At 71.0% G+C, this 18,559-nt stretch carries 17 protein-coding genes; 8 read left to right on the forward strand and 9 right to left on the reverse strand.

Annotated elements, in window-relative coordinates; all coding sequences use genetic code 11:
- Window positions 1-5 precede the first annotated feature (5 nt).
- The 3 genes from FR742_RS15675 to FR742_RS15685 are packed head-to-tail and all read right to left on the reverse strand — an operon-like array spanning window position 6 to window position 3,189.
- On the reverse strand, window positions 6-452 hold the full coding sequence (locus FR742_RS15675; RefSeq protein ID WP_148031643.1) for a response regulator: 447 nt from the start codon (window positions 450-452) through the stop codon (window positions 6-8).
- The gene (locus FR742_RS15680) at window positions 449-2,059 is read right to left on the reverse strand and encodes a CHASE3 domain-containing protein (protein ID WP_261808555.1); all 1,611 of its coding nucleotides are present in this window, start codon (window positions 2,057-2,059) and stop codon (window positions 449-451) included. Before FR742_RS15680 ends, FR742_RS15675 begins: the two co-directional genes overlap by 4 nt.
- On the reverse strand, window positions 2,056-3,189 hold the full coding sequence (locus FR742_RS15685) for a PP2C family protein-serine/threonine phosphatase (RefSeq protein WP_261808556.1): 1,134 nt from the start codon (window positions 3,187-3,189) through the stop codon (window positions 2,056-2,058). The genes FR742_RS15680 and FR742_RS15685 overlap by 4 nt, the downstream gene beginning before the upstream one ends.
- A 318-nt stretch (window positions 3,190-3,507) precedes the next feature.
- Between FR742_RS15685 and FR742_RS45185 the strand changes: the two genes are divergently transcribed.
- The 3 genes from FR742_RS45185 to FR742_RS15700 all read left to right on the forward strand — a co-directional run bounded on the left by FR742_RS45185 (window position 3,508) and on the right by FR742_RS15700 (window position 5,721).
- Complete coding sequence (locus tag FR742_RS45185; protein ID WP_222708939.1) at window positions 3,508-4,080, forward strand: hypothetical protein; 573 nt, start codon at window positions 3,508-3,510, stop codon at window positions 4,078-4,080.
- 67 nt (window positions 4,081-4,147) lie between these two features.
- Window positions 4,148-4,627 (forward strand): hypothetical protein, encoded by a 480-nt coding sequence (locus FR742_RS15695; protein WP_148031645.1) that lies wholly within the window; start codon window positions 4,148-4,150, stop codon window positions 4,625-4,627.
- 146 nt (window positions 4,628-4,773) lie between these two features.
- The gene (locus FR742_RS15700) at window positions 4,774-5,721 is read left to right on the forward strand and encodes a winged helix-turn-helix domain-containing protein (protein ID WP_148031646.1); all 948 of its coding nucleotides are present in this window, start codon (window positions 4,774-4,776) and stop codon (window positions 5,719-5,721) included.
- Window positions 5,722-5,796: 75 nt separating this feature from the next.
- On the opposite strand, the gene FR742_RS15705 is transcribed toward FR742_RS15700, so the two are convergent.
- A complete protein-coding gene (locus FR742_RS15705; RefSeq protein ID WP_148031647.1) occupies window positions 5,797-6,744 on the reverse strand; it encodes a YafY family protein in 948 nt (315 codons plus the stop codon).
- Here FR742_RS15705 and FR742_RS15710 point away from each other — a divergent pair.
- Window positions 6,719-7,924, forward strand: a complete 1,206-nt coding sequence (locus FR742_RS15710; RefSeq protein ID WP_222708940.1) for an alpha/beta fold hydrolase — start codon at window positions 6,719-6,721, stop codon at window positions 7,922-7,924. The two genes, FR742_RS15705 and FR742_RS15710, sit on opposite strands and share 26 nt — an antisense overlap.
- Before the next feature lie 48 nt (window positions 7,925-7,972).
- On the opposite strand, the gene FR742_RS15715 is transcribed toward FR742_RS15710, so the two are convergent.
- Window positions 7,973-8,335 (reverse strand): nuclear transport factor 2 family protein, encoded by a 363-nt coding sequence (locus FR742_RS15715; RefSeq protein WP_261808557.1) that lies wholly within the window; start codon window positions 8,333-8,335, stop codon window positions 7,973-7,975.
- A gap of 151 nt (window positions 8,336-8,486) precedes the next feature.
- The gene (locus FR742_RS15720) at window positions 8,487-8,762 is read right to left on the reverse strand and encodes a helix-turn-helix transcriptional regulator (RefSeq protein ID WP_148031648.1); all 276 of its coding nucleotides are present in this window, start codon (window positions 8,760-8,762) and stop codon (window positions 8,487-8,489) included.
- Window positions 8,763-8,806: 44 nt separating this feature from the next.
- On the opposite strand from FR742_RS15720, the gene FR742_RS15725 reads away from it, so the two are divergent.
- A complete protein-coding gene (locus FR742_RS15725; RefSeq protein WP_148034591.1) occupies window positions 8,807-9,172 on the forward strand; it encodes a glyoxalase superfamily protein in 366 nt (121 codons plus the stop codon).
- 567 nt (window positions 9,173-9,739) lie between these two features.
- Here the strand turns inward: FR742_RS15725 and FR742_RS15735 are convergent.
- Both FR742_RS15735 and FR742_RS15740 read right to left on the reverse strand, forming a co-directional pair.
- The gene (locus FR742_RS15735) at window positions 9,740-10,630 is read right to left on the reverse strand and encodes a virginiamycin B lyase (RefSeq protein ID WP_148031649.1); all 891 of its coding nucleotides are present in this window, start codon (window positions 10,628-10,630) and stop codon (window positions 9,740-9,742) included.
- Window positions 10,624-12,099, reverse strand: coding sequence for an ABC-F family ATP-binding cassette domain-containing protein (locus FR742_RS15740; RefSeq protein WP_148031650.1), 1,476 nt, complete (start codon window positions 12,097-12,099; stop codon window positions 10,624-10,626). The genes FR742_RS15735 and FR742_RS15740 overlap by 7 nt, the downstream gene beginning before the upstream one ends.
- 72 nt (window positions 12,100-12,171) lie before the next feature.
- On the opposite strand from FR742_RS15740, the gene FR742_RS15745 reads away from it, so the two are divergent.
- The gene (locus FR742_RS15745; protein ID WP_261808558.1) at window positions 12,172-12,759 is read left to right on the forward strand and encodes a TetR/AcrR family transcriptional regulator; all 588 of its coding nucleotides are present in this window, start codon (window positions 12,172-12,174) and stop codon (window positions 12,757-12,759) included.
- A 446-nt stretch (window positions 12,760-13,205) separates the two neighbouring features.
- Here FR742_RS15745 and FR742_RS45190 read toward each other — a convergent pair whose 3' ends face one another.
- On the reverse strand, window positions 13,206-16,775 hold the full coding sequence (locus FR742_RS45190; RefSeq protein WP_222708941.1) for a BTAD domain-containing putative transcriptional regulator: 3,570 nt from the start codon (window positions 16,773-16,775) through the stop codon (window positions 13,206-13,208).
- A gap of 121 nt (window positions 16,776-16,896) precedes the next feature.
- Here FR742_RS45190 and FR742_RS15760 point away from each other — a divergent pair, with 121 nt between their 5' ends.
- Both FR742_RS15760 and FR742_RS15765 read left to right on the forward strand, forming a co-directional pair.
- Window positions 16,897-17,307, forward strand: a complete 411-nt coding sequence (locus tag FR742_RS15760; protein ID WP_246640304.1) for a YciI family protein — start codon at window positions 16,897-16,899, stop codon at window positions 17,305-17,307.
- A complete protein-coding gene (locus FR742_RS15765; RefSeq protein ID WP_148031652.1) occupies window positions 17,304-18,539 on the forward strand; it encodes an RNA polymerase sigma factor in 1,236 nt (411 codons plus the stop codon). Before FR742_RS15760 ends, FR742_RS15765 begins: the two co-directional genes overlap by 4 nt.
- Window positions 18,540-18,559 lie beyond the last annotated feature (20 nt).

Raw genomic sequence — 18,559 nt, forward strand, 5'->3', positions numbered from 1 at the left:
CCGGGCTAGTGGCTGCGGCCCGGCAGCCGCACCACGGTGACGAAGAACTCGTCGATCTGCCGGATCACGGCCATGAACTGGCTCAGGTCGACGGGTTTGGTCACGTAGGCGTTCGCGAACAGCTTGTAGCTGCGCAGGATGTCCTCCTCGGCGGAGGACGTGGTGAGCACCACCACCGGGATGGCCCGCAGCTCCGGGTCGCCCTTGATCTTCTCCAGCACCTGGCGGCCGTCGTACTTGGGCAGGTTGAGGTCGAGCAGGATCAGGTCGGGGCGCGGCTTGCCCTCGTAGCCGCCCCGCCGGTAGAGGAAGTCGAGCGCCTCCAGGCCGTCACGGACCACGTGGAGGTTGTTGCCGATCTTGTTGTCCTCGAAGGCCTCCCGGGTGATGAGCTCGTCGCCGGGGTCGTCCTCGACGAGGAGCACTTCGATGGGTTGTCCGATGGAGCTCATGTACGGGATCCTTCTGAGCTGGCTGTGGCGGCCGCGAATCGGGCCTCCGAGGAGAGCGTGTCAGAACGAAGCGTAAAGCAGATCCGGATTCCGCCGTCCTGATATGCGGTGTCCAGCCAGATTCGTCCGCCGTGGTTCTCCACGATCTTCTTGCACATCGCCAGACCGATCCCGGTGCCGCTGTAGGCCTCGCGGCTGTGGAGACGCTGGAAGATGACGAAGATCTTGTCGGCGAACTCCGGGTCGACGCCGATGCCGTTGTCGGTGAGTGAGAAGCGCCACTCACTCTCCTCCACCTGCTCATGGTCGATCCGGATGACCAGCGGGCGGTCCGGGTGGCGGAACTTGATGGAGTTGCCGATGAGGTTCTGCCAGAGCATGGTCAGCAGCATCGGGTCGCCGGTGATCTCCGGCAGGTCGTCCGGCCGCTCGACCGTCGCGCCCGACTCCTCGATGCCGGTGGCCAGGTTGTCCAGCGCCTTGTCCAGCTTCAGGTTGAGGTTCACCGCCCGGCGCGCGTCGTACAACCGGCCCACCCGCGAGTAGCTCAGCAGGTCGTTGATCAGGCCCTGCATGCGGGTGGCGCCGTCGACGGCGAAGCGGATGTACTGCCGGCCGCGGTCGTCGAGCGCGTCGGTGTAGCGCTTCTCCAGCAGCTGGCAGAAGGTGGCGATCTTGCGCAGCGGCTCCTGCAGGTCGTGCGAGGCCACGTAGGCGAACTGCTCCAGCTCGGCGTTGGAGCGGCGCAGCTCGACCGCCTGCGCGTCGAGGTCGGCGGCCTGCGTGCTCAGCGTCGCCTCGTGCTCGCGGGAGGTCTCCAGCGCCGCCACGAGCTTGGTACGCATCGCGTCCACGTCCAGCGCGACCTCGCGGATGTCGGCCGGTCCGTGGGCCGGGATCGGGTGGTCGAAGTTGCCCTCGGCCACCTCGCGCGAGGCCATGCGCAGCTCGTCCAGCGGCCGGACCACGGCCCGGCGCAGCAGCACTGCCATCGCCAGCCCGGCCACCAGGAACGTCGTGATCATGGCGACGAACATCCAGTTGCGCAGGGTCTGCGCCTGGATCAGCTCGTCGCGCGCCTGCTGACGGCTCTGCGCCAGGCTGTCGTTCAAGGTCTCGGTCAGCGCCCGGATGCGGTCGAACGCGGGCTTGCCGCTCTCCATCTGCGCGTTGCTGATCGGGCTGGCGGCCTGCCGCTCCGCGACGAGCGGCTCGGCGTAGTCGCGCCGCCAGGCGGCGGACGCCTCACTGATCTGCCGCAGGTGGGAGAGGATCTCCGGCTCGTCGCGGACGAGCTCCTCGACGCGCTCGTACTGGCGCTGCTCGTCGGCCATGCCGCGCTCGTACGGTTCGAGCAGTTGCCGGTTCCCCGTCAGGAGGAACCCGCGGACGCCGGTCTCCTGGTCGAGCAGGGTGCCCTGGAGCTCGGCGGCCTCGATCCGCGCCGGCGAGATGCGGTCGACCAGGTCGTCCGCCAGGTCGGTGGTGCGTTGGAGCATCACCGCGGCGATCACGCCGAAGATCATGACCACGATCATGATCGCGGCGAGCACGAGCAGGAACCACTGATGGACGGTGAGTCGCCGCCACGCGGTGCTGGCGTTCACTGCTCCTCCTTCCAGCGCAGATGGACGACGGCGACGTCGTCGGCGGACGCGTCGGGCGCGGTGGCCTGCTCGGTGCCGGAGATCAACGCGTCCACGAACTCCTCTCCGTTCAGGTGGGCGTGCCTGCGCGCCACCGCGAGCAGGCCCTCCTCGCCCAGCAGTCGCATGCCGTCGCCGGGCAGCCGGCGCTCGAACAGCCCGTCGGTGAACAGCGTCAGCCCGCCGCCCGCGGGCAGCTCCAGCTCGGTCGGCTCCCACTCCGACTCCAGCGGCAGCCCCAGCGCCGGGCCGATGCCGGGCTCGGCCCAGGTGACCGAGCTGCCGGAGTGGACCAGCAGCCCCGGATGGCCCGCCCGCCACACACGGACCGTGCGCTGGTCGGACTCCAGCGCGAGCGTCGACATGGTCACGAAGATCTCGTCGCCGCCGCGCTCGGCCCGCAGGACGCGCTCCAGCTGGCGCAGCAGGGCGGTGCCCGTCACGCCGCTGAGCACGAGCGTGCGCCAGGCGATGCGCAGGCACACGCCGAGCGCGGCCTCGTCGGGGCCGTGGCCGCACACGTCTCCGATCATCGCGTGCACGACTTTGTCGTCGTCCTCCACCACGTCGAAGAAGTCGCCGCCGAGCGTGCCCGACACGCGGCTGGCGCGGTAGCGGGTGGCCACCTGGATCGGCATCTGCTGCAGCAGCGGCGTCGGCAGCAGGCCGCGCTCCAGGCGGGCGTTCTCCTCGGCGCGCAGCCGCTCGGCGTGCAGCGCCACCGCCGCCTGCTCGGCCTGCTTGCGCTGCATCGCGTAACGGAGGGTGCGGCCCAGCCACTCGCCTTCGACGCGCCCTTTGACCAGGTAGTCCTGGGCGCCCGCGGTGACCGCGGCGAGGCCCGCCTGCTCCTCGGCCAGCCCGGTCAGCACGACCACCGCGGCGTCGCCGCTCGCCTCCCGCATCGCGGCCAGCGCCGACAGACCGCGCGCGTCGGGCAGGCCCAGGTCGAGCAGCACGCACTGGACCCGCTGCCGCGCGAGCAGGTGCCGCGCCTCGTCCAGCGATCGCGCCCATTCCAGCCGCACCGACAGGTCGCCGTCTTCCAGCAGCTCCCGCACGATGAACGCGTCTTGGGGGTCGTCCTCCACCAAAAGCACCAGCGGAAGAGCGGGGGGATCCCCAGCGATCATTCCGGCACCGCCACCCTCTCCAGACAGCGCCGTGTGGCTGTCGTCCTCTTCCGGTCGATGGACAGTGCCCGCAGCAGGGGTCATCACACGTGAACCGCGGGCCCATCCGGTAACGATCTGGACTCAGCATAAGGGCTGTTCGTACCTGTTCATCCTCATCTGAGCTGCTGACGGTCCCTTGGAGGACGCTCTGGAGCCGGCTGACAGGAGCTTGTGCGTGATCTGACAGCGCGTCCACGCAGCCTCGGAGACGACACCACACCGGGAAGGACAATCATGCTTTTCATCGAGGGTTACGCCCGCCGGGGCGCGTTCGGTCAGGAGGAGCTGCGACAGATCGCCGCCAGGCTGGCGCCCAGCCGGATCTTCGCCGCGACCGAGGGCGACGAGGAGGCCGCCGACCCCGGCGTGCTGGCCCTGTTCGACTCGCTCGGCCACGTGGTGGTGCACGAGCCCGCGATCTGGGTGACCGAAGGTTCGGCGCGGTGCGTGGTGAACGTGTACGCGCCGGCCTGGGCCAAGGAGATGAGCGAGCACCTCGTCTCAGAGGTCACCGCCGCCGTACCGGGCGGCGACGCGATCGTGCACGTCTTCGGCGTCCCTCAGGGCGGGTACGGCATCGGAGGGCGGGTGCGCCGGGCGTCCGACGTGCTCACCATGATCGAGGAAGCCAAGCGGGAAGCGCCCGCGGAGGCGCCACCGGGGACCTACGTCGACCCCGTGTGCGGGGCCACGGTGGCGAAGGAGAAGGCGGTCACGCTGGAGCTGGACGGGCACACGTACGGGTTCTGCTGCCCCCACTGCCGCGGCCACTTCGCCAAGCGCCGCCGTGAGGAGGCCGCCACCTGACCGCCGTCGTATGACTCGCTTATGACGCCGCTGCGGACACTGGGGGAAACCCCCCTGAGGAGGCGCCATGAAGCGATTACTCATTCCCCTGCTCATGGTCACGGTGCTGGTCGCGTCGGCGTGTAAGTGGGACGAGTCGTACGTCCTCGTCGGCGGCAAACGCGTCGGGGAGTGGACCCTGCGGTACGGCGATCCGCAGTCATACGACATCACGCTCTACAGGAACGGCAGCGGCCGTTATCTCGGAGTCTCCTCGATCATTCTCGGGCACTACAAGAACCTGCGGGCCCGGGGCCGCTCCGTCGAATCCGCCGCCAGGAAGACCTTGAGCGACATCCTGCGGCCCGCGTGCCGTGACATCCGCAACCAAGCCATCAGGGCCAAGTGCAACGAGGCGACCGGCGGCGGCCGGTGGTCGGACTTCCGTGGGGCGCTCGTGGACATCGACCACAACAGGGGCGGGTGCCTCACCATTTCCATCCGCGGCAGGACGACACCGAACTGGACCTGGCGTCCCCGTACGGATCGGCACTGCAGGCCCGGCTGAGCGCCGGCCTGAAAATGGCGCGCGCCATTTCCCGCGCCTGTCAATTGCCGCCACTGATCTGTCAACAAGCCGGAGGTCTGTGAGGCAGAACACGTTACACTCGCCGTGATCGATTTCCTCGGTGCCGCTGCGGTTCAGAGGACAGCGTGGACGGCGTCGTCTGGTTCGGCATACTCGGCCCGCTGGAGGTGACGGCGTCCGGGCGACCGGTGACCGTGGCCGGGCGCAGCCAGCGCGAACTGCTGGCCGTGCTGTTGCTGAGGGCCAACCGGCCGGTCGAGGTCGACTTCATGATCGACTCGCTGTGGCCGGGCCGCTCCCCTCCCTCCGCCCGCAGGCAGATCCAGAACAGCGTCGGCCGCCTGCGCCGGACGCTCGTCGCCGGCGGCGTCCCGGCCACGACGCTGGAGACCCGGCGCGGCGGCTACCTGCTGCGCGTCCTGCCCGGCGAGCTCGACGCCCTCCTGCTGCTGCGCTCGCTCGGGCAGCTCCTGGTGGAGATAGGCCGCCTGGAGCACGCCAGGCCGCACCTGGAGCGGGCGCCCCTGGCCGGACGCGACGGTGACCGGCGGGTGCACGCCGAGGTCCTGTACTGGCTGGGGCAGCTCCACCTCGCCGCCGCGGAGGTGGGACCGGCCGGGTCGGCGTTCAAGGACATGCTCGCGATCGCGGAGGACCTCGCCGACCCGCGCGAGGAGGCCGAGGCCCGCTACGGTCTCGGCCTGGTCCGTCTGAACACCGGGGCGCTCGGTGCCGCGGCCGGCCTCTTCAGGCAGGCCCTGGCGCTGAACCGGCCTCTCGGCGAACCGCTGACCGAGGGCCGGATCCGGACCGCGCTCGGCATCCTGCACTGCCGGAACGGGCAGCCGCGTCAGGCGATCGGCCATCTCACGGAGGCCGCCGGGATCTTCGACGCGATCGGCATCCCGCTGTGGAGCGGGCGGGCGTACCGGGCGCTCGCCGACGCGCGCGAGGCCCACGGCGACCGGACCGCCGCCGACGCCGCCAGGAAGCGCGCCCTCACCCTGTTCACCTCGGTGGGCGCGCCCGAAGCGGCCGACATCGCAGGACCCGACGCCGACCGACCACCCTGAGACCGCCGCCTGATGTGCTCATTGGAGCAAACCACCCTACGGTTCCGACGTACTCGGTCTGCTCAGGTGACGGTCTCAGCGGTAGCGTTCGGCGAGCGCGTTGCCGATCGAGGCCAGGTGGTCTCGGACACCCGGAGGGCCGGTCACCTCGAGCCATTCGACCAGCCCCGCGAGCTCGCCGGCGAGCGTGTACTCGTCGTAGCCGCGGATCACGACCTCGATGCGGCCGTCGGTCGTGGAACCTCCCACCTCGAGCCGAGCACCGAGCCCCATCCGGAGTATGCCGATCCCGTGGGGAGCGCAGACCGCCTGGACCTCCACCGGTGTTCGTTTGCGGTCGACCTCGTCGGCGATCTCGCGCCAGCTCTCGGCGAGGTCGAAGTCCTCGGGCCGGCGCACGGGATCGCCGGTCGGGTCGGCGGATGACACGCGGTCGATCCGGAAGGTCCGCCGGCCGGTCTCGGTGGTGGAGACGAGGTACCACGACGGGCCTTTGGCGACGATGCCCAGCGGGTGGACGGTTCTCTCGGTTTCGGCGCCGTCGCGGTCGACGTAGCCGAGCCGCACCTGGACGCCGCGGATCACCGCGTCCTGGAGTTCGTCGAGGAAGCGAGGCGGTCGGCGCTCGACCGGGCTCGACCCCCATCGCTGCGGGTCCATGACCAATGACGACGCTGCCGCCTCGGCCTGCGTCCGGAAGGGCTCCGGCAGGGCATGGACGAGCTTGCGCAGAGCCGCTTTCACGGCCGGCGTCGCAGCCGAGGCCGGGCCGGCGACCAGGAACAGGGCGCGGGCCTCGCTCGCGGTCAATCCGGACAGGTCGGTACGGGCGCCGCCCACCAGGCGCCAGCCGCCACCTCGGCCCTGCACCGAGTAGACGGGCACCCCGGCCATGGCCAGGGCGTCGAGGTCGCGGCGGGCGGTGCGCTCGGAGACCTCCAGCTCTCGGGAGACCTCTGCTGCTGTCACCTGCTCGCGCCGCTGCAGCATCAGAAGGATGGCCACCAGCCGGTCGGTTCGCACGCCGACAAAACTCTCACACGAAACCGGTCGTGGGGTGACCGGTTTCGGTCGGCAGGATGGCGATACGACCTCACCGGCGAGGTCGACCGCAAGCGAACACCCGGGCCTGTCAGGGGTGCGCCGGCGCCCGATCATCCGCAAAGACAATGAGGAACACGCGATGCTCGAACCAACCGATTTTCCTGAGCCCACCCTTATTCCGGTCAACGGTGTGGAACTCGAAGTCTTCGAAGCAGGCCGAGAAAACGAGGGAAAGCCTGTCGTGCTTTGCCACGGCTGGCCGGAGCACGCCTTCTCCTGGCGTCACCAGATGCCCGCCCTCGCCGCGGCCGGTTACCACGTCATCGCACCGAACCAGCGGGGTTACGGCAACTCGTCCCGCCCGACGGAGGTGACGGATTACGACATCGAACACCTGTCGGGTGACCTCGTCGCGCTTCTCGACCACTACGGATACCAAGACGCCACCTTCGTCGGCCATGACTGGGGTGCGTTCGTCGTCTGGGGACTGACCCTGTTGCACCCCGACCGTGTGAACAAGGTGATCAACCTGAGCCTGCCTTACCAGGAGCGCGGAGAAAGGCCGTGGATCGAGTTCATGGAAGACATGCTCGGCGGCGACTTCTACTTCGTCCACTTCAATCGGCGGCCGGGCGTCGCGGACGCCGTATTCGACGACAACACCTTCCAATTTCTTCGCAACATGTACCGCAAGAACGTGCCCTTCGCGGCCCCTGAGCCGGGCATGGCGCTGATGAATCTCGCCAGGGCGGACACACCACTCGGCGAGCCCGTCATGAGCGACAGCGAACTGGCCGTCTTCGTCTCGGCATTCGAATCATCGGGATTCACGGGCGGCATCAACTGGTACAGGAACCTCGACCGCAACTGGCGTCTGCTGGCGGACGTGAACCCGATCATCCAACAGCCCGCCCTCATGATCTACGGCGACCGGGACCTGGCGATCCCGAGGTCCGAGAACCTGACAGAGTTCGTGCCCAACGTGGAAGTGGTCGGCCTGGACTGCGGTCACTGGATCCAGCAGGAAAAGCCCGAAGACACGAACCAAGCGATCCTCAAGTGGCTGGAACAGCAGGATGTAGTGTCTCGCGACCCGGTTCGTGTCACCGGAAGCTCGTCGCCCTCCAGCACGCATGAGCCTCGGACCCACCATGAGTGAATCTTGACAAGGCCCAGATTTCACGCGAACTGAAGGTGGTCGGCTAGGTCAATCGGTCGTGCCGGCGTGCACGGCGATGATGCGCCAGCCGTGCTCCTCGCCGTACAGCCACGTACGGGTGTAGCGCATCCTGGCCGCGAACGGCGTACCGGAGACGGTCCCTTCGACGGTGCCGAGAAACCACGTCACCCCGGTGTGCCCATCGGCGAGCACGGTCAACTCCTCCTCGGCCACCTTCGTCATCACCTGCGCCCGAGTGCGGTGCAGCTCCAGGTCGTCCGCCTTGGTCGCGACGTTCCCACCGAAGGTGAAGATCAGCCGATCATCCAGAAGCCGATCCAGCGCCTCGGCATCTCCAGCGAGCTGCGCGGCCTGGAGTCGGCGCTCGGCGTCCCGCAAGTCCTCCATCATGAGGTCCACCCTCCCAGCCGGCGCCGTACCCGCGCCAGGACGTTCACGCTCGGCTGATCTTCGCAGTCCGATCCAGGGACTCCGATCGTCGGTGAGCGGGTGCCGGGTTCAGAAGGCACCCGCACTGACCCCGGCGCCCGCCTGGGGCGGCCTAGTGCCGGGCGTATTGCGCGGACCACGTGGCGATCTCGGCAAGCGGAGAAGGCGCGAGGGTGTAGATGCGGCGACCGGCGTGCTCGGTGTAGCTCACCAGAGCGGCCCGACGCAGGATGCCCAGGTGTTCTGAGACGGTCGACTGGCAGGTGGTGAAGCTGTTCGCGAGCTCCCCGGCCGTGCGCGGCCGTTCGAAGAGCAGTTCGATGATCTTCCGTCGGGTCGGATCGGCGATCGCTCGAAACGGATCTCCATCAGCCTGTGGTCGCCCCATCCCTCAATGATAGGGTATCGGCGAAACCCGATAGAAGGAGCGCCGTGCAGTTCATCTCCGTCGTGTCGGTGCCGGTCAGCGACCAGGACCGAGCCAAGAGCTTCTACCTCGACAAGCTAGGCTTCGACCTCATCGCCGAGTCCACTTTCGGCGATGAGATGCGCTGGATTCAGGTCGGCATCCCCGGCGCTCAGACCAGCCTGACCCTCGTGACCTGGTTCGATGAGATGCCGCCCGGGTCGCTGCGCGGCCTGGTCATCGATTGCGAAGATCTTGACAAAGAGTACCGCGCTCTCACCGAGCGCGGCGTTGCGTTCCTCGGCCCCCCGAGTCAGCAGCCCGGCGGTGTCTTCGCCATCCTCAGCGACCCCGATGGCAATCTCATCAGCCTCCGGCAGGCCGGCAGCTAAGGCCCCTGACGCCCAGCGGCGATCGAGAGAGTGGCCTGCTACCGCATCGTTCGCCCTCCTGACGATCCGGCACAGGCGGGGATTGTCGGTGTTGCGGTTGCGCCAGGCGATGCAACGGCGGATCATGCTGCCCTGCTCGCGGTGGCCGGCGTGGTCGGCGCCGTTGAGAGTGAACGCCCGCAGCGCGGTGAACTGGGCCTCGATCCGGTTCATCCCCGAGTAATTGGCCGGCGTGTAGGCGATCTCGACGTTGTTCGCCTGCGCTCACCCGCCGAGCCGCTCGTCCTTCTTGGTGATTGTGCGGGCTGAAGTTGTCACAGATGATCGCCATCCGGACGTCGGTCGGGTAGAGGCTGCGCAGGTAGCGGCAGAACTCCAGAAACTCACCGCGCCGCTTGCGCCTCTTGATGTGTCCGTACATCTTGTTGCGGCCCAGGTTCAGGGCGGCGAACAGGTGCCGTACCCCCTCGGTGCGGGTGTAGGTCGCGCGCATACGTGGTCGGGGTCCTTGTGCCTGCCGCCGCGGTCAGCCGCGCCACGCTCTACCGCCAGGCGTCGCTGAGGTGCTCACCACGCAGGGAACGGCGGGCGGGGGCTACGTGGCCTCCGAAAGGATCGAGGGCACACGCTGTGACGCGTCAGGGCACCGGACTCCATCGCGACCCAGATCGCCCCGTCCGGACCGACGGCGAGGCCGTGAGGCTCCGCGCCCTCCAGCGGGAACTCCTCGATCTTCCCGCCGGTCGTGACACGGGCCAGCCTGCTGGCACCCCACTCGGTAAGCCAGAGCGCGCCGTCCGGCCCGGCCACGATGGCGTGCGGCCGGGCGGCGCGGTCGGGCAGCGGGAACTCGATGATCGCGCCCGAGGTGTCGATCCGGCCGACCTGGCCGGCGCCGATCTCCACGAACCACAGCGCGTCATCCGGTCCCGCGGAGATGCCGACCGGTGCCGCGCCCGGTGTGGGCAGTGGGTACGTCGACGCCTCGCCGCCGGTCGTGATGCGGCCGATCGCGTTGCCCTGGTTGAGCGTGAACCACAGCGCGCCGTCCGGCCCTGCGGTGATCGCGGAGGGCATCGCGCCGGTGCCGGGCAGTGGGTACGACGACACCTGCCCGTCTGGGGTGATGCGTCCGATCCGGTCGTCCTGCAGGTGGGTGAACCACATGGCCCCGTCAGGGCCGGCGGCGATGCCGTACGGCGAGGCCACATCGAACGTGGTGACAACGCCGTCCACGGTGATCCGCCTGATCCGGCCGCCGGCGAACTCGGTGAACCACAGCGCGCCGTCCGGTCCCGGGGTGATGACCGTGGGCTGACCGTCGGCCGGATCGAGAGGGAACAGCGTGGGTTCCGCACCCGGCACGACCCGGCCGATGCGGCCCTGATGGACGAGGGTGAACCAGAGCGCGCCGTCGGGGCCGCAGGTGATGCCGTACGGTGAACCGTCGATCAACATGAAAGAGCGATCTCCTTACCGACGAAGCGACGCCGTAGCGCCCGGTCGTGCGTGACCACCACGAGCGTGCCCTGGTAGTCGCCGAGCGCCTGCTCGAGCTCCTCGACCAGGGTGAGCGAGAGGTGGTTGGTGGGTTCGTCCAGCAGCAGCAGGTCGTGTTCGCCCGCCAGCACTTCGGCCAGCGCCAGTCGCCGCCGCTGGCCCTCGGACAGTGCGCCGACTTTGAGGTGCAGCGCCTCGCGGTGGAACAGGCCCGTCGCGAGCAGGGCTTCTGGGTCGCCGCCGTAGGTCTCCATGACCGTCTTTTCGGGGTCGAAGGTGACTTCCTGCGCGAGGTAACCTGCCCGCCGACCGGCCTGGGCCGCGATAGCCGCCAGCAGCGTCGACTTGCCCGCGCCGTTCGGCCCGGTGATCAGCAACCGGTCGCCCGGTTCGATCCGCAGCCTGCCGTGGTCGACGTGCGTGCCGGCGCCCGCGAACCTGCCGCGGAAACACAAAGGCTTGGGCGGTCGCGGTACCGGGTCGGCTTCTAGGCGGCGCAGGCGTTCTGTGGCTTGCCGTACCCGCGAGGCGACCGAGCTTTGCACGCGGCCGGCGTTGCGGTCGTAGGCCATCTTGTTGTTGTCCTTCATCTCGCGGCCCCGCGCGACGCGGCGCGCCGTGGTCGCGGCGAACTCCTTGACCTGCTCAACCTCCTCCCGCCAGGCGGCGTAGGCCTGCTCCCAGCGCTGCCGGGCGGCCGCCTTGTCGGTCAGGAATCCGGTGTAGCCGCCGCCGAACCTGGTGATCGTGCCGCCCTCGACCTCGAGGATCGTCGTGGCCACCCGGTCCAGGAAGGTCCGGTCGTGTGAGATTGCCACCACCGTGCCCTTGTGGGCGCGCAGCCGGTCCTCCAGCCAGGTGAGCGCCGCCTCATCCAGGTGGTTGGTGGGCTCGTCGAGCAGCAGGATCTCCGGCGAGGCGGCCAGCACGCAGGCCAGGCCGAGCCGGGCCTGCTCGCCGCCTGACAGGGTCGACAGCTCGCGTGAGCGCTCGATCTGGGCCAGGCCGAGCCCGTGCATGGCCTTGTCGACACGGGCGTCGGCCTCGTATCCGTCACGGACCTCGAAGGCGGTGAGCAGCTCGCCGTACAGGGTCAGGTCCTGCTCCTCGGCGGCGCGCTGCATGTCGCGCTCGAGTGCGCGCAGCTCGGCCAGCGCGGCGTCGACGGCCTGCTGGACGGTGTGGTCGTCGGGCAGGTTGAGGGTCTGGCCCAGGTAGCCGACGCCGCCGGCGGCCGCTACCGTCACCTCACCGTCGTCTGGCTGGTCCACCCCGGCGATGATCTTGAGCAGCGTGGACTTGCCGGAGCCGTTCTCGCCGACGACTCCGGCGCGCTCGCCGGGCCGGATGCTGAAGGTGAGCTGGTCAAGGACGCGGTGCTCGCCGTAGGACTTCGAGACTCCCCGGAGGGAAAGCTGTGTAGGCAGAGGTACTCCAATCGCAACTACTGTTGCTTTAAGCTAGCATGGAAATCCCTCCTAACGCAACTGGAGTAGACTTTGGACAAACGTCCCGGCGGTCGCAGCGCCCGCGTGCGCGACGCCGTACGACAGGCGACCCTCACCGAGTTGGCCGAGCACGGCTACAGCGGGTTGACGGTGGAGAACGTGGCGATCCGCTCGGGCGTGCACAAAACCACCGTGTACCGGCGATGGGGCAGCGCGGAGGGCCTGATCGCCGACGCGCTCGAACTGGCCAGGGAGGAGCCGTGGCCGCTGCCCGACACCGGCTCACTCCGCGAGGACCTGCGGGAGATCGCCGGGCTGGTGCGAAGCGGGTTCGCCGATCCGGTCGCCGGGCCGATCTCCGCCGCATTCGTGTCGGCCGCCGTACAGAGCACCGGGCCCGCGCAGGCGCTGCACGACTTCTTCGCCGCCCGCCACGAACAGGCAGCCGAAGTGGTGCGGCGGGCGGTCGCGCGGGGCGAGCTCCCTGCGGACACTGACGTGGCAGACGTGATCAGAACGGCCGTCGCGCCCATCTACTACCGGCTATTCATCACCCACGAACCGGTCACCGAACGCGACGCTGAACGTGCGGCGGATGCTGCCCTCGCCGCCGCCCGCGCCGGCGTTCTGCACTCCTGACGCCCGATACGCAGGGGGTGGAGAAGCTTCAGGGGTGGAAAGGAAGCCGCAACGGCGGCCGTTGCGCGTCCGGACAGGCTCGCATGCGTGGCGAACACGCGGCACTCACCGGGCCCCTCCCTGGTCAGTCGCTGCGCATCGACGAAGCAGCGGCCCTTCCCTCACCGCCGGTCGTGTTGTCCGGCCGACTGATAGCGGTACTACGGCCGGGCCTCCTGGCAGCTACCCGGGCCGGACTTCCACCGGCGAGCGACGACGAGCTCACGAACAACCGGATCCACCACTACGTCACGGCTTCACCTCCTGCTCTGCTGGGCGCACGGAAAAGCCTCACTGATCGTGGTGCGACGTGGTGAGCTGACCGACAAGGCGTGGTCGCGACTGACCACCAAGCTGCATCTGCTCGTCGAAGCCCGCGTCCGCCACACCGAATTGTCAGGCACTCCCTAGGGGGCCGGGCGCCCGCCTGGGTCGTCGGAGGCTTCCGCCGCGCGCGGGACACGGATCAGCTCCTCCACCCTGGCGCTGATCAGCGCGAGCGCCTCCTCCGGGGTGCGGCCGCGGGCGTAGGCGGTCTCGTACCGCCGCGCGCCGAGGGTGGCGCGGAGTTCGGGGGCGAGGCGTACGAGGTCGTGGTCGAGCGCTTCGAGGGCGCCGATCAGGACATGGGCGGCGCCGAGCAGCTCCGCCGCCTCGATCCGGCGGCCCTGGAACGCCAGGAGGTGTGCCAGGTGGGCGGCGGTGATGGCGGCCAGCGACGGCTCTCCCGCGCAGGCGTCGAAGGCCCGGGCGAAGCGCTCCCCGGCCCGCACCGGGTCGTCCCGCTCCATGGCCAGTCTGGCCCGCGCGCACGCGAGCGTGACGGCGAAGACGGGGTCCTCGGACGGCCGCAGACGCGCTTCGGCCTGCTCGTAATGAACCTCCGCGCCCGCCAGGTCGCCGTCGCGGCGGGCCAGGTCGCCGAGCGTGACCCGGATGTAGACCGGCAGGCCGTCGGGAACGCCCGGCAGGGCGGCCAGCGTTTCGAGCTCGGCGCGGGCGGTCGCCGTGTCGCCCGCACGGGCCCGGGCCTCGGCCAGCCACACCCGCTGGGACGCGGCCTCGTCGGACGGGTCCAGCTCCCGCAGCAGCCGCACCGCCTCCTCCAGCGCGGCCACCGCCTCCCCGTACGCGCCCCCGTTCGTCCGCACGTCGGCCAGCGACGTCAGCGCCCACGCCAGCCCGGCCCGCTCCCCACCGGCGCGGAACCCGGCGACCGCCACCTCCAGGTCGTGGCCCATGCCCGCGGCGTCGCCCGCATTTCCCCGCAGAACGGCTCTGACGAGCCGCAGCATCGCCCTCGTCCAGGCGTCGGGATGCGACAGCCGCCGCTCGATCGCGTCCAGCGCCGCCGCCTCGTCCCCGCACGCGGCAGCCAGCACCGGCTCGACCAGGACGACGAGCGGATGCCCCGAAAACGACCCGGATCCCGATCCGGCCCGCCGCGGGGGCGGTTCGGATCCCGATCCGGCACCCCGCGGGAACGAGCCGGATTCCTCTCCCGGACGCCACTCCCCTTGCTCTGGAATCAGGCCGGGTTCCGGGTGGCCGGGTGCTTCCTCCGGCAGCAGGTGGCGGACGTGGGCGGCGTCCCGCGCGTCCATTTCCAGGCCCGCCCAAGTGGTGGACGCCAGCAGGTGGAGGGCGGCTGTCACGGCCCTGGCCTCGGCGGGGGCGCGGCCGGGGGTGTCCAGGGCCAGGCGCGTCCAGGATTCCATGGCCGCCCGGTCGCCTCGTACCAGCCAGAACACCCCCAGCGCCACGCAGAGCCGCAGCGCTCCCGCGGCGTCGCCGGTCTCATGCGCGAAGCGGAGGGCGGCGAGCAGGTTGCCGCGTTCGGCGGCGAGCCGGGTGATCCACCGGAGCTGCCCGGCCTCGCGCAGCTCCGGTTCGGCGCGGGCGGCCAGGCCGGAGAAGTAGGCGGCGTGCGCGGCGCGCACCCGGGCGAGCTCCCCGGACTCGACCAGCTCGCGCAGCCCGTACTCCCTGATCGTCTCCAGCATCCGGTAGCGCTCGCCGTCGAACCGCAGCAGCGACCGGTCGGCGAGGGCCGCCAGCAGGTCAGGGCGGGCGGCGGCGACCGCCTCCGCGCTCTCCACGGTGATGCCGCCGGGGAAGGCCGCCAGCCTGCGGGCCAGCCGCCGCTCGTCCTCGTCCAGCAGGTCCCACGTCCAGGCGACCACCGCGCGCAGCGTACGGTGCCTCGGCTCGGCGGCCCTGCTGACCCCCGAGAGCAGGGCGAACCGGTCGTCCAGCCGGGCCGCCAGCTCGTCCAGCGGGAACGAGCGGAGCCGGGCCGCGGCCAGCTCGATCGCCAGCGGGAGGCCGTCCAGCCGCCGGCACACCTCGTCCACCAGTTCCGGGTCCCGCACCGTGAACCCCGGCCGCGCGGCCGCCGCCCGCTCGGCGAACAGGCGCGCCGCCGCCTCCGGCTCCAGCGGCGGCACCTGCAGCACGGTCTCCCCCGGCACGCCCAGCGGCTCCCGGCTGGTGGCGAGCACGCGCAGCCCCGGCGCGCGGCCCAGCAGGTACGTGACCACCCTGGCCACCTCGCCGGCCACCCGCTCACAACCGTCGAGCACCAGCAGCGACCCCGACAATGCCTCGGCCACCCGATCGAGCAACCGCCCCCCGCCGAACGCCCCCTCACGCACCCCGGCCACCCGAGCGAGAGCGACCACGACCCCGCCCTCCCCAGCATCCGGGAAGGGCCCCGCATGCCCCCGCTCGGGTGGAGGCGAAGCACCAGCGGATCCGCCAGCGCTGCTCCCGTGGGACCGAAGAGCCTCGCGGGCCTGAGACGGAGAGCTCTCGGCCGCGAGGTCCCCCACGGATCGAAGGGCGCCCCCGGCCGCGCTGCTCTCTCTGGGCTGAGGGGTGCCATGGGAAACGTCATGGGACGGGAAGCCGCCGGCCGCGCCGGGCTCGGGGGTGTCGCGGAAGCCGTCGTGGGGCGGAGAGCCGCCCGCTGCGGGCCGGGCGAGGTTAGCGGAGCCCGCTGTGCCGGGCTCGGAAGGGGCCGTGGGTGCGCGTTCCGGGGCGGTGGGGTCGCTCGTCGGCTCGCCCAGTGGGGACAGCTCGACCAGCCAGGCCGTGGGCGTGTGGCCGGCGACCTCGATGGCCAGGCGGGTCTTGCCGACGCCGCCCGGCCCCGTGAGCGTCACCAGCCGCCCGGCACGCAGCGCCTCGGCCGTCGCCGCCGCGTCGTCCTCCCGGCCCACCAGGGACGTGAGCGGGGAGGGCAGGTTGCCGGAGCGCGGACGCGGCTCGTCGCGCAGCAGCTCCAGGTGGATCTCGCGCAGCTCGGGCCCGGGGTCGGTGCCCAGTTCGTCGGCCAGGAGCCGGCGGACGTCCTCGTACGCGGACAGGGCCTCGGCCCGCCTGCCCTCCGCGTGCAGGGCCCTGATGAGCAGACCGCGCAGCCTCTCCCGCAGCGGGTGCGCGGCCGCGAGCGCTTCCAGCTCGGCGACCAGCCCTTCGGCCCGTCCGACGGCGAGCGACGCCTGCGCGTGGTCCTCGCGGGCAGCCAGCCGCAGCTCCTCCAGCCGCCGCCGCACCGGCTCGGGCACCTCGCCGGGCAGGTCGCCCCGCCACAGCCCGAGCCCCTCCCCCAGCAGCCGCAGCGCCGTGTCGGGCCGGCCGCCGGTCACGGCCCGCCGCCCCTCTCCCGCGAGCCGCTCGAACCGGCGCGCGTCCACCGCGTCCGCCTCGACGTCGAGCCGGTAGCCGCCGTCCGCCGACACCAGCAGCCCGGCGGGCAGCGCCCGCCGCAGCCGGGACACCAGCGAGTGCAGCGAGTTGACCGGATCGCCCGGCGCCCCTTCGGGCCACAGCGCCTCGGCGAGCGCCCCCGCCGTCACGGTGCGCCCGGCGTCGAGCGCGAGCCGGGCCAGCAGCGTACGCAGCCGTCCACCGCCGACGGGCAACCGCTCCCCGCCGGCCACGACCTCGACCGGCCCGAGAATGTGCACCCGCATGCCCTCCAACGTAGTGCCCTGGCGCCCGGTAAAACTTCCGAGAAGGATGTGTCCGGACGGGGCGGGCGGCTCCGACGTCTCCGGTGAAAGGCATCGAGAGAAGGAGAAACCCGTGAAGTACATGATCATGCTGTACGGCTCGCAGCGGGACTACGACATGCTCACCGGCAAGGCCGTCGACGGCAGGCCCGCCTGGACGCAGGAGGAGATCGGCGCCCTGCACGCGTTCATGGGCAAGTGGAACGGCGACCTGGTCGAGTCCGGCGAGTTCGTCGACGCCCAGGGGCTGAACTCCCCGATGCTCACCCGGCGGGTGCGGCTGAAGGACGGGGTCCCGGTCGTCACGGACGGCCCGTACGCCGAGACGCAGGAGGTCCTGGCCGGCTACACGATCGTGGAGTGCGACAGCTTCGACCGGGCGACGGAGGTCGCCGCGAGGCTGGCCGGCGCCCCGTACCCCTACGCCGCGCTCGACTCCGAGTGGCATGTGGACGTGCGGCCCATCCACGGCGGGGTGGACGAGATCGAGTGACTCCAGGCGGGGTCGAGGACCTGCTGCGCGAGCTGGCGCCGCAGGTCCTCGGCGCGCTCGTGCGCCGCTACGGCCACTTCGACACCGCCGAGGACGCCGTCCAGGAGGCGCTGCTCGCGGCGTCCCGGCAGTGGCCGGCGGAGGGCGTGCCGGACAGTCCGCGCGGCTGGCTGATCACCGTGGCCGCGCGCAGGCTCACCGACCTGCTCCGGGCCGAGCAGGCGCGGCGGCGCCGCGAGGACGTCGTGGCCGCGTGGCGGCTGCCCGAGGAGTGGCTGGCCCCGCCGGCCGACCGGCCGCCGCAGAGTGCCGACGACACGCTGGTGCTGCTGTTCATGTGCTGCCACCCGTCGCTGTCGCCGGCCTCGCAGATCGCGCTGACCCTGCGCGCGGTGGGCGGCCTGACCACGGCGGAGATCGCCCGGGCGTTCCTGGTGCCGGAGCCGACCATGACCAGGCGCATCACCCGGGCCAAGCGGCAGATCAGGGAGAGCGGCATCCCGTTCGGCCTGCCGCCCGCCGCCGAACGGGCCGAGCGGCTGCGGGCGGTGCTGCACGTGCTCTACCTGATCTTCAACGAGGGGTACGCGAGCACGTCGGGCCCCCGGCTGCGGCGGGACGAGCTGTCGGCGGAGGCCATCCGGCTGACCCGCGTCGTGCGCCGGCTGGTGCCGGACGATCCGGAGGTGACCGGGCTGCTGGCGCTCATGCTGCTCACCGACGCCCGCCGCCCGGCCCGTACCTCTCCCGACGGGGCGCTGGTCCCGATGGCCGAGCAGGACCGCGGCCGGTGGGACGCCGAGCTGGTCGCCGAGGGCGTGGCGCTGGTCTCCGAGGCGCTGCCGCGCGGCCCGACCGGCCCGTACCAGCTCCAGGCGGCGATCGCCGCCGTGCACGACGAGGCGCCCAGCGCCGCGGAGACCGACTGGCCGCAGATCGTGGCCCTGTACGAGGTGCTGCTGCGGATCTCTGACACCCCGGTCGTCAGGCTCAACCACACCGTCGCCGTCGCCATGGCGTGCGGCCCGCGCGAAGGCCTGGAGCTGCTCGGCGAGCTGGCCGCCGACGAGCGCATCGCCGGCGACCACCGGACGCACGCCGTCCGCGCCCACCTGCTGGAGATGGCGGGTGACCGGAAGGCGGCGCGCGAGGCGTACGAGGAGGCGGCGCGCCGCGCCGGCAGTCTGCCCCAGCAGCGGTACCTGAACGGGCGCGCTGCCCGGCTTGAGTGAATGACTTCAATTGCGAATGT

The sequence above is a fragment of the Nonomuraea sp. C10 genome (assembly GCF_008017515.1).
Classification (GTDB): Bacteria; Actinomycetota; Actinomycetes; order Streptosporangiales; family Streptosporangiaceae; genus Nonomuraea; species Nonomuraea ferruginea.

Bases quoted from the DNA above. Each gene is read 5' to 3' on its own strand.
- FR742_RS45190 (WP_222708941.1), bottom strand. From the start codon at position 16,775: ATGCGGGTGCACATTCTCGGGCCGGTCGAGGTCGTGGCCGGCGGGGAG.
- FR742_RS15675 (WP_148031643.1), bottom strand. From the start codon at position 452: ATGAGCTCCATCGGACAACCCATCGAAGTGCTCCTCGTCGAGGACGAC.
- FR742_RS15695 (WP_148031645.1), top strand. From the start codon at position 4,148: ATGAAGCGATTACTCATTCCCCTGCTCATGGTCACGGTGCTGGTCGCG.
- FR742_RS15735 (WP_148031649.1), bottom strand. From the start codon at position 10,630: ATGTTGATCGACGGTTCACCGTACGGCATCACCTGCGGCCCCGACGGC.
- FR742_RS15760 (WP_246640304.1), top strand. From the start codon at position 16,897: ATGATCATGCTGTACGGCTCGCAGCGGGACTACGACATGCTCACCGGC.
- FR742_RS45185 (WP_222708939.1), top strand. From the start codon at position 3,508: ATGCTTTTCATCGAGGGTTACGCCCGCCGGGGCGCGTTCGGTCAGGAG.
- FR742_RS15720 (WP_148031648.1), bottom strand. From the start codon at position 8,762: ATGGGGCGACCACAGGCTGATGGAGATCCGTTTCGAGCGATCGCCGAT.
- FR742_RS15710 (WP_222708940.1), top strand. From the start codon at position 6,719: ATGGCCACCAGCCGGTCGGTTCGCACGCCGACAAAACTCTCACACGAA.
- FR742_RS15715 (WP_261808557.1), bottom strand. From the start codon at position 8,335: ATGATGGAGGACTTGCGGGACGCCGAGCGCCGACTCCAGGCCGCGCAG.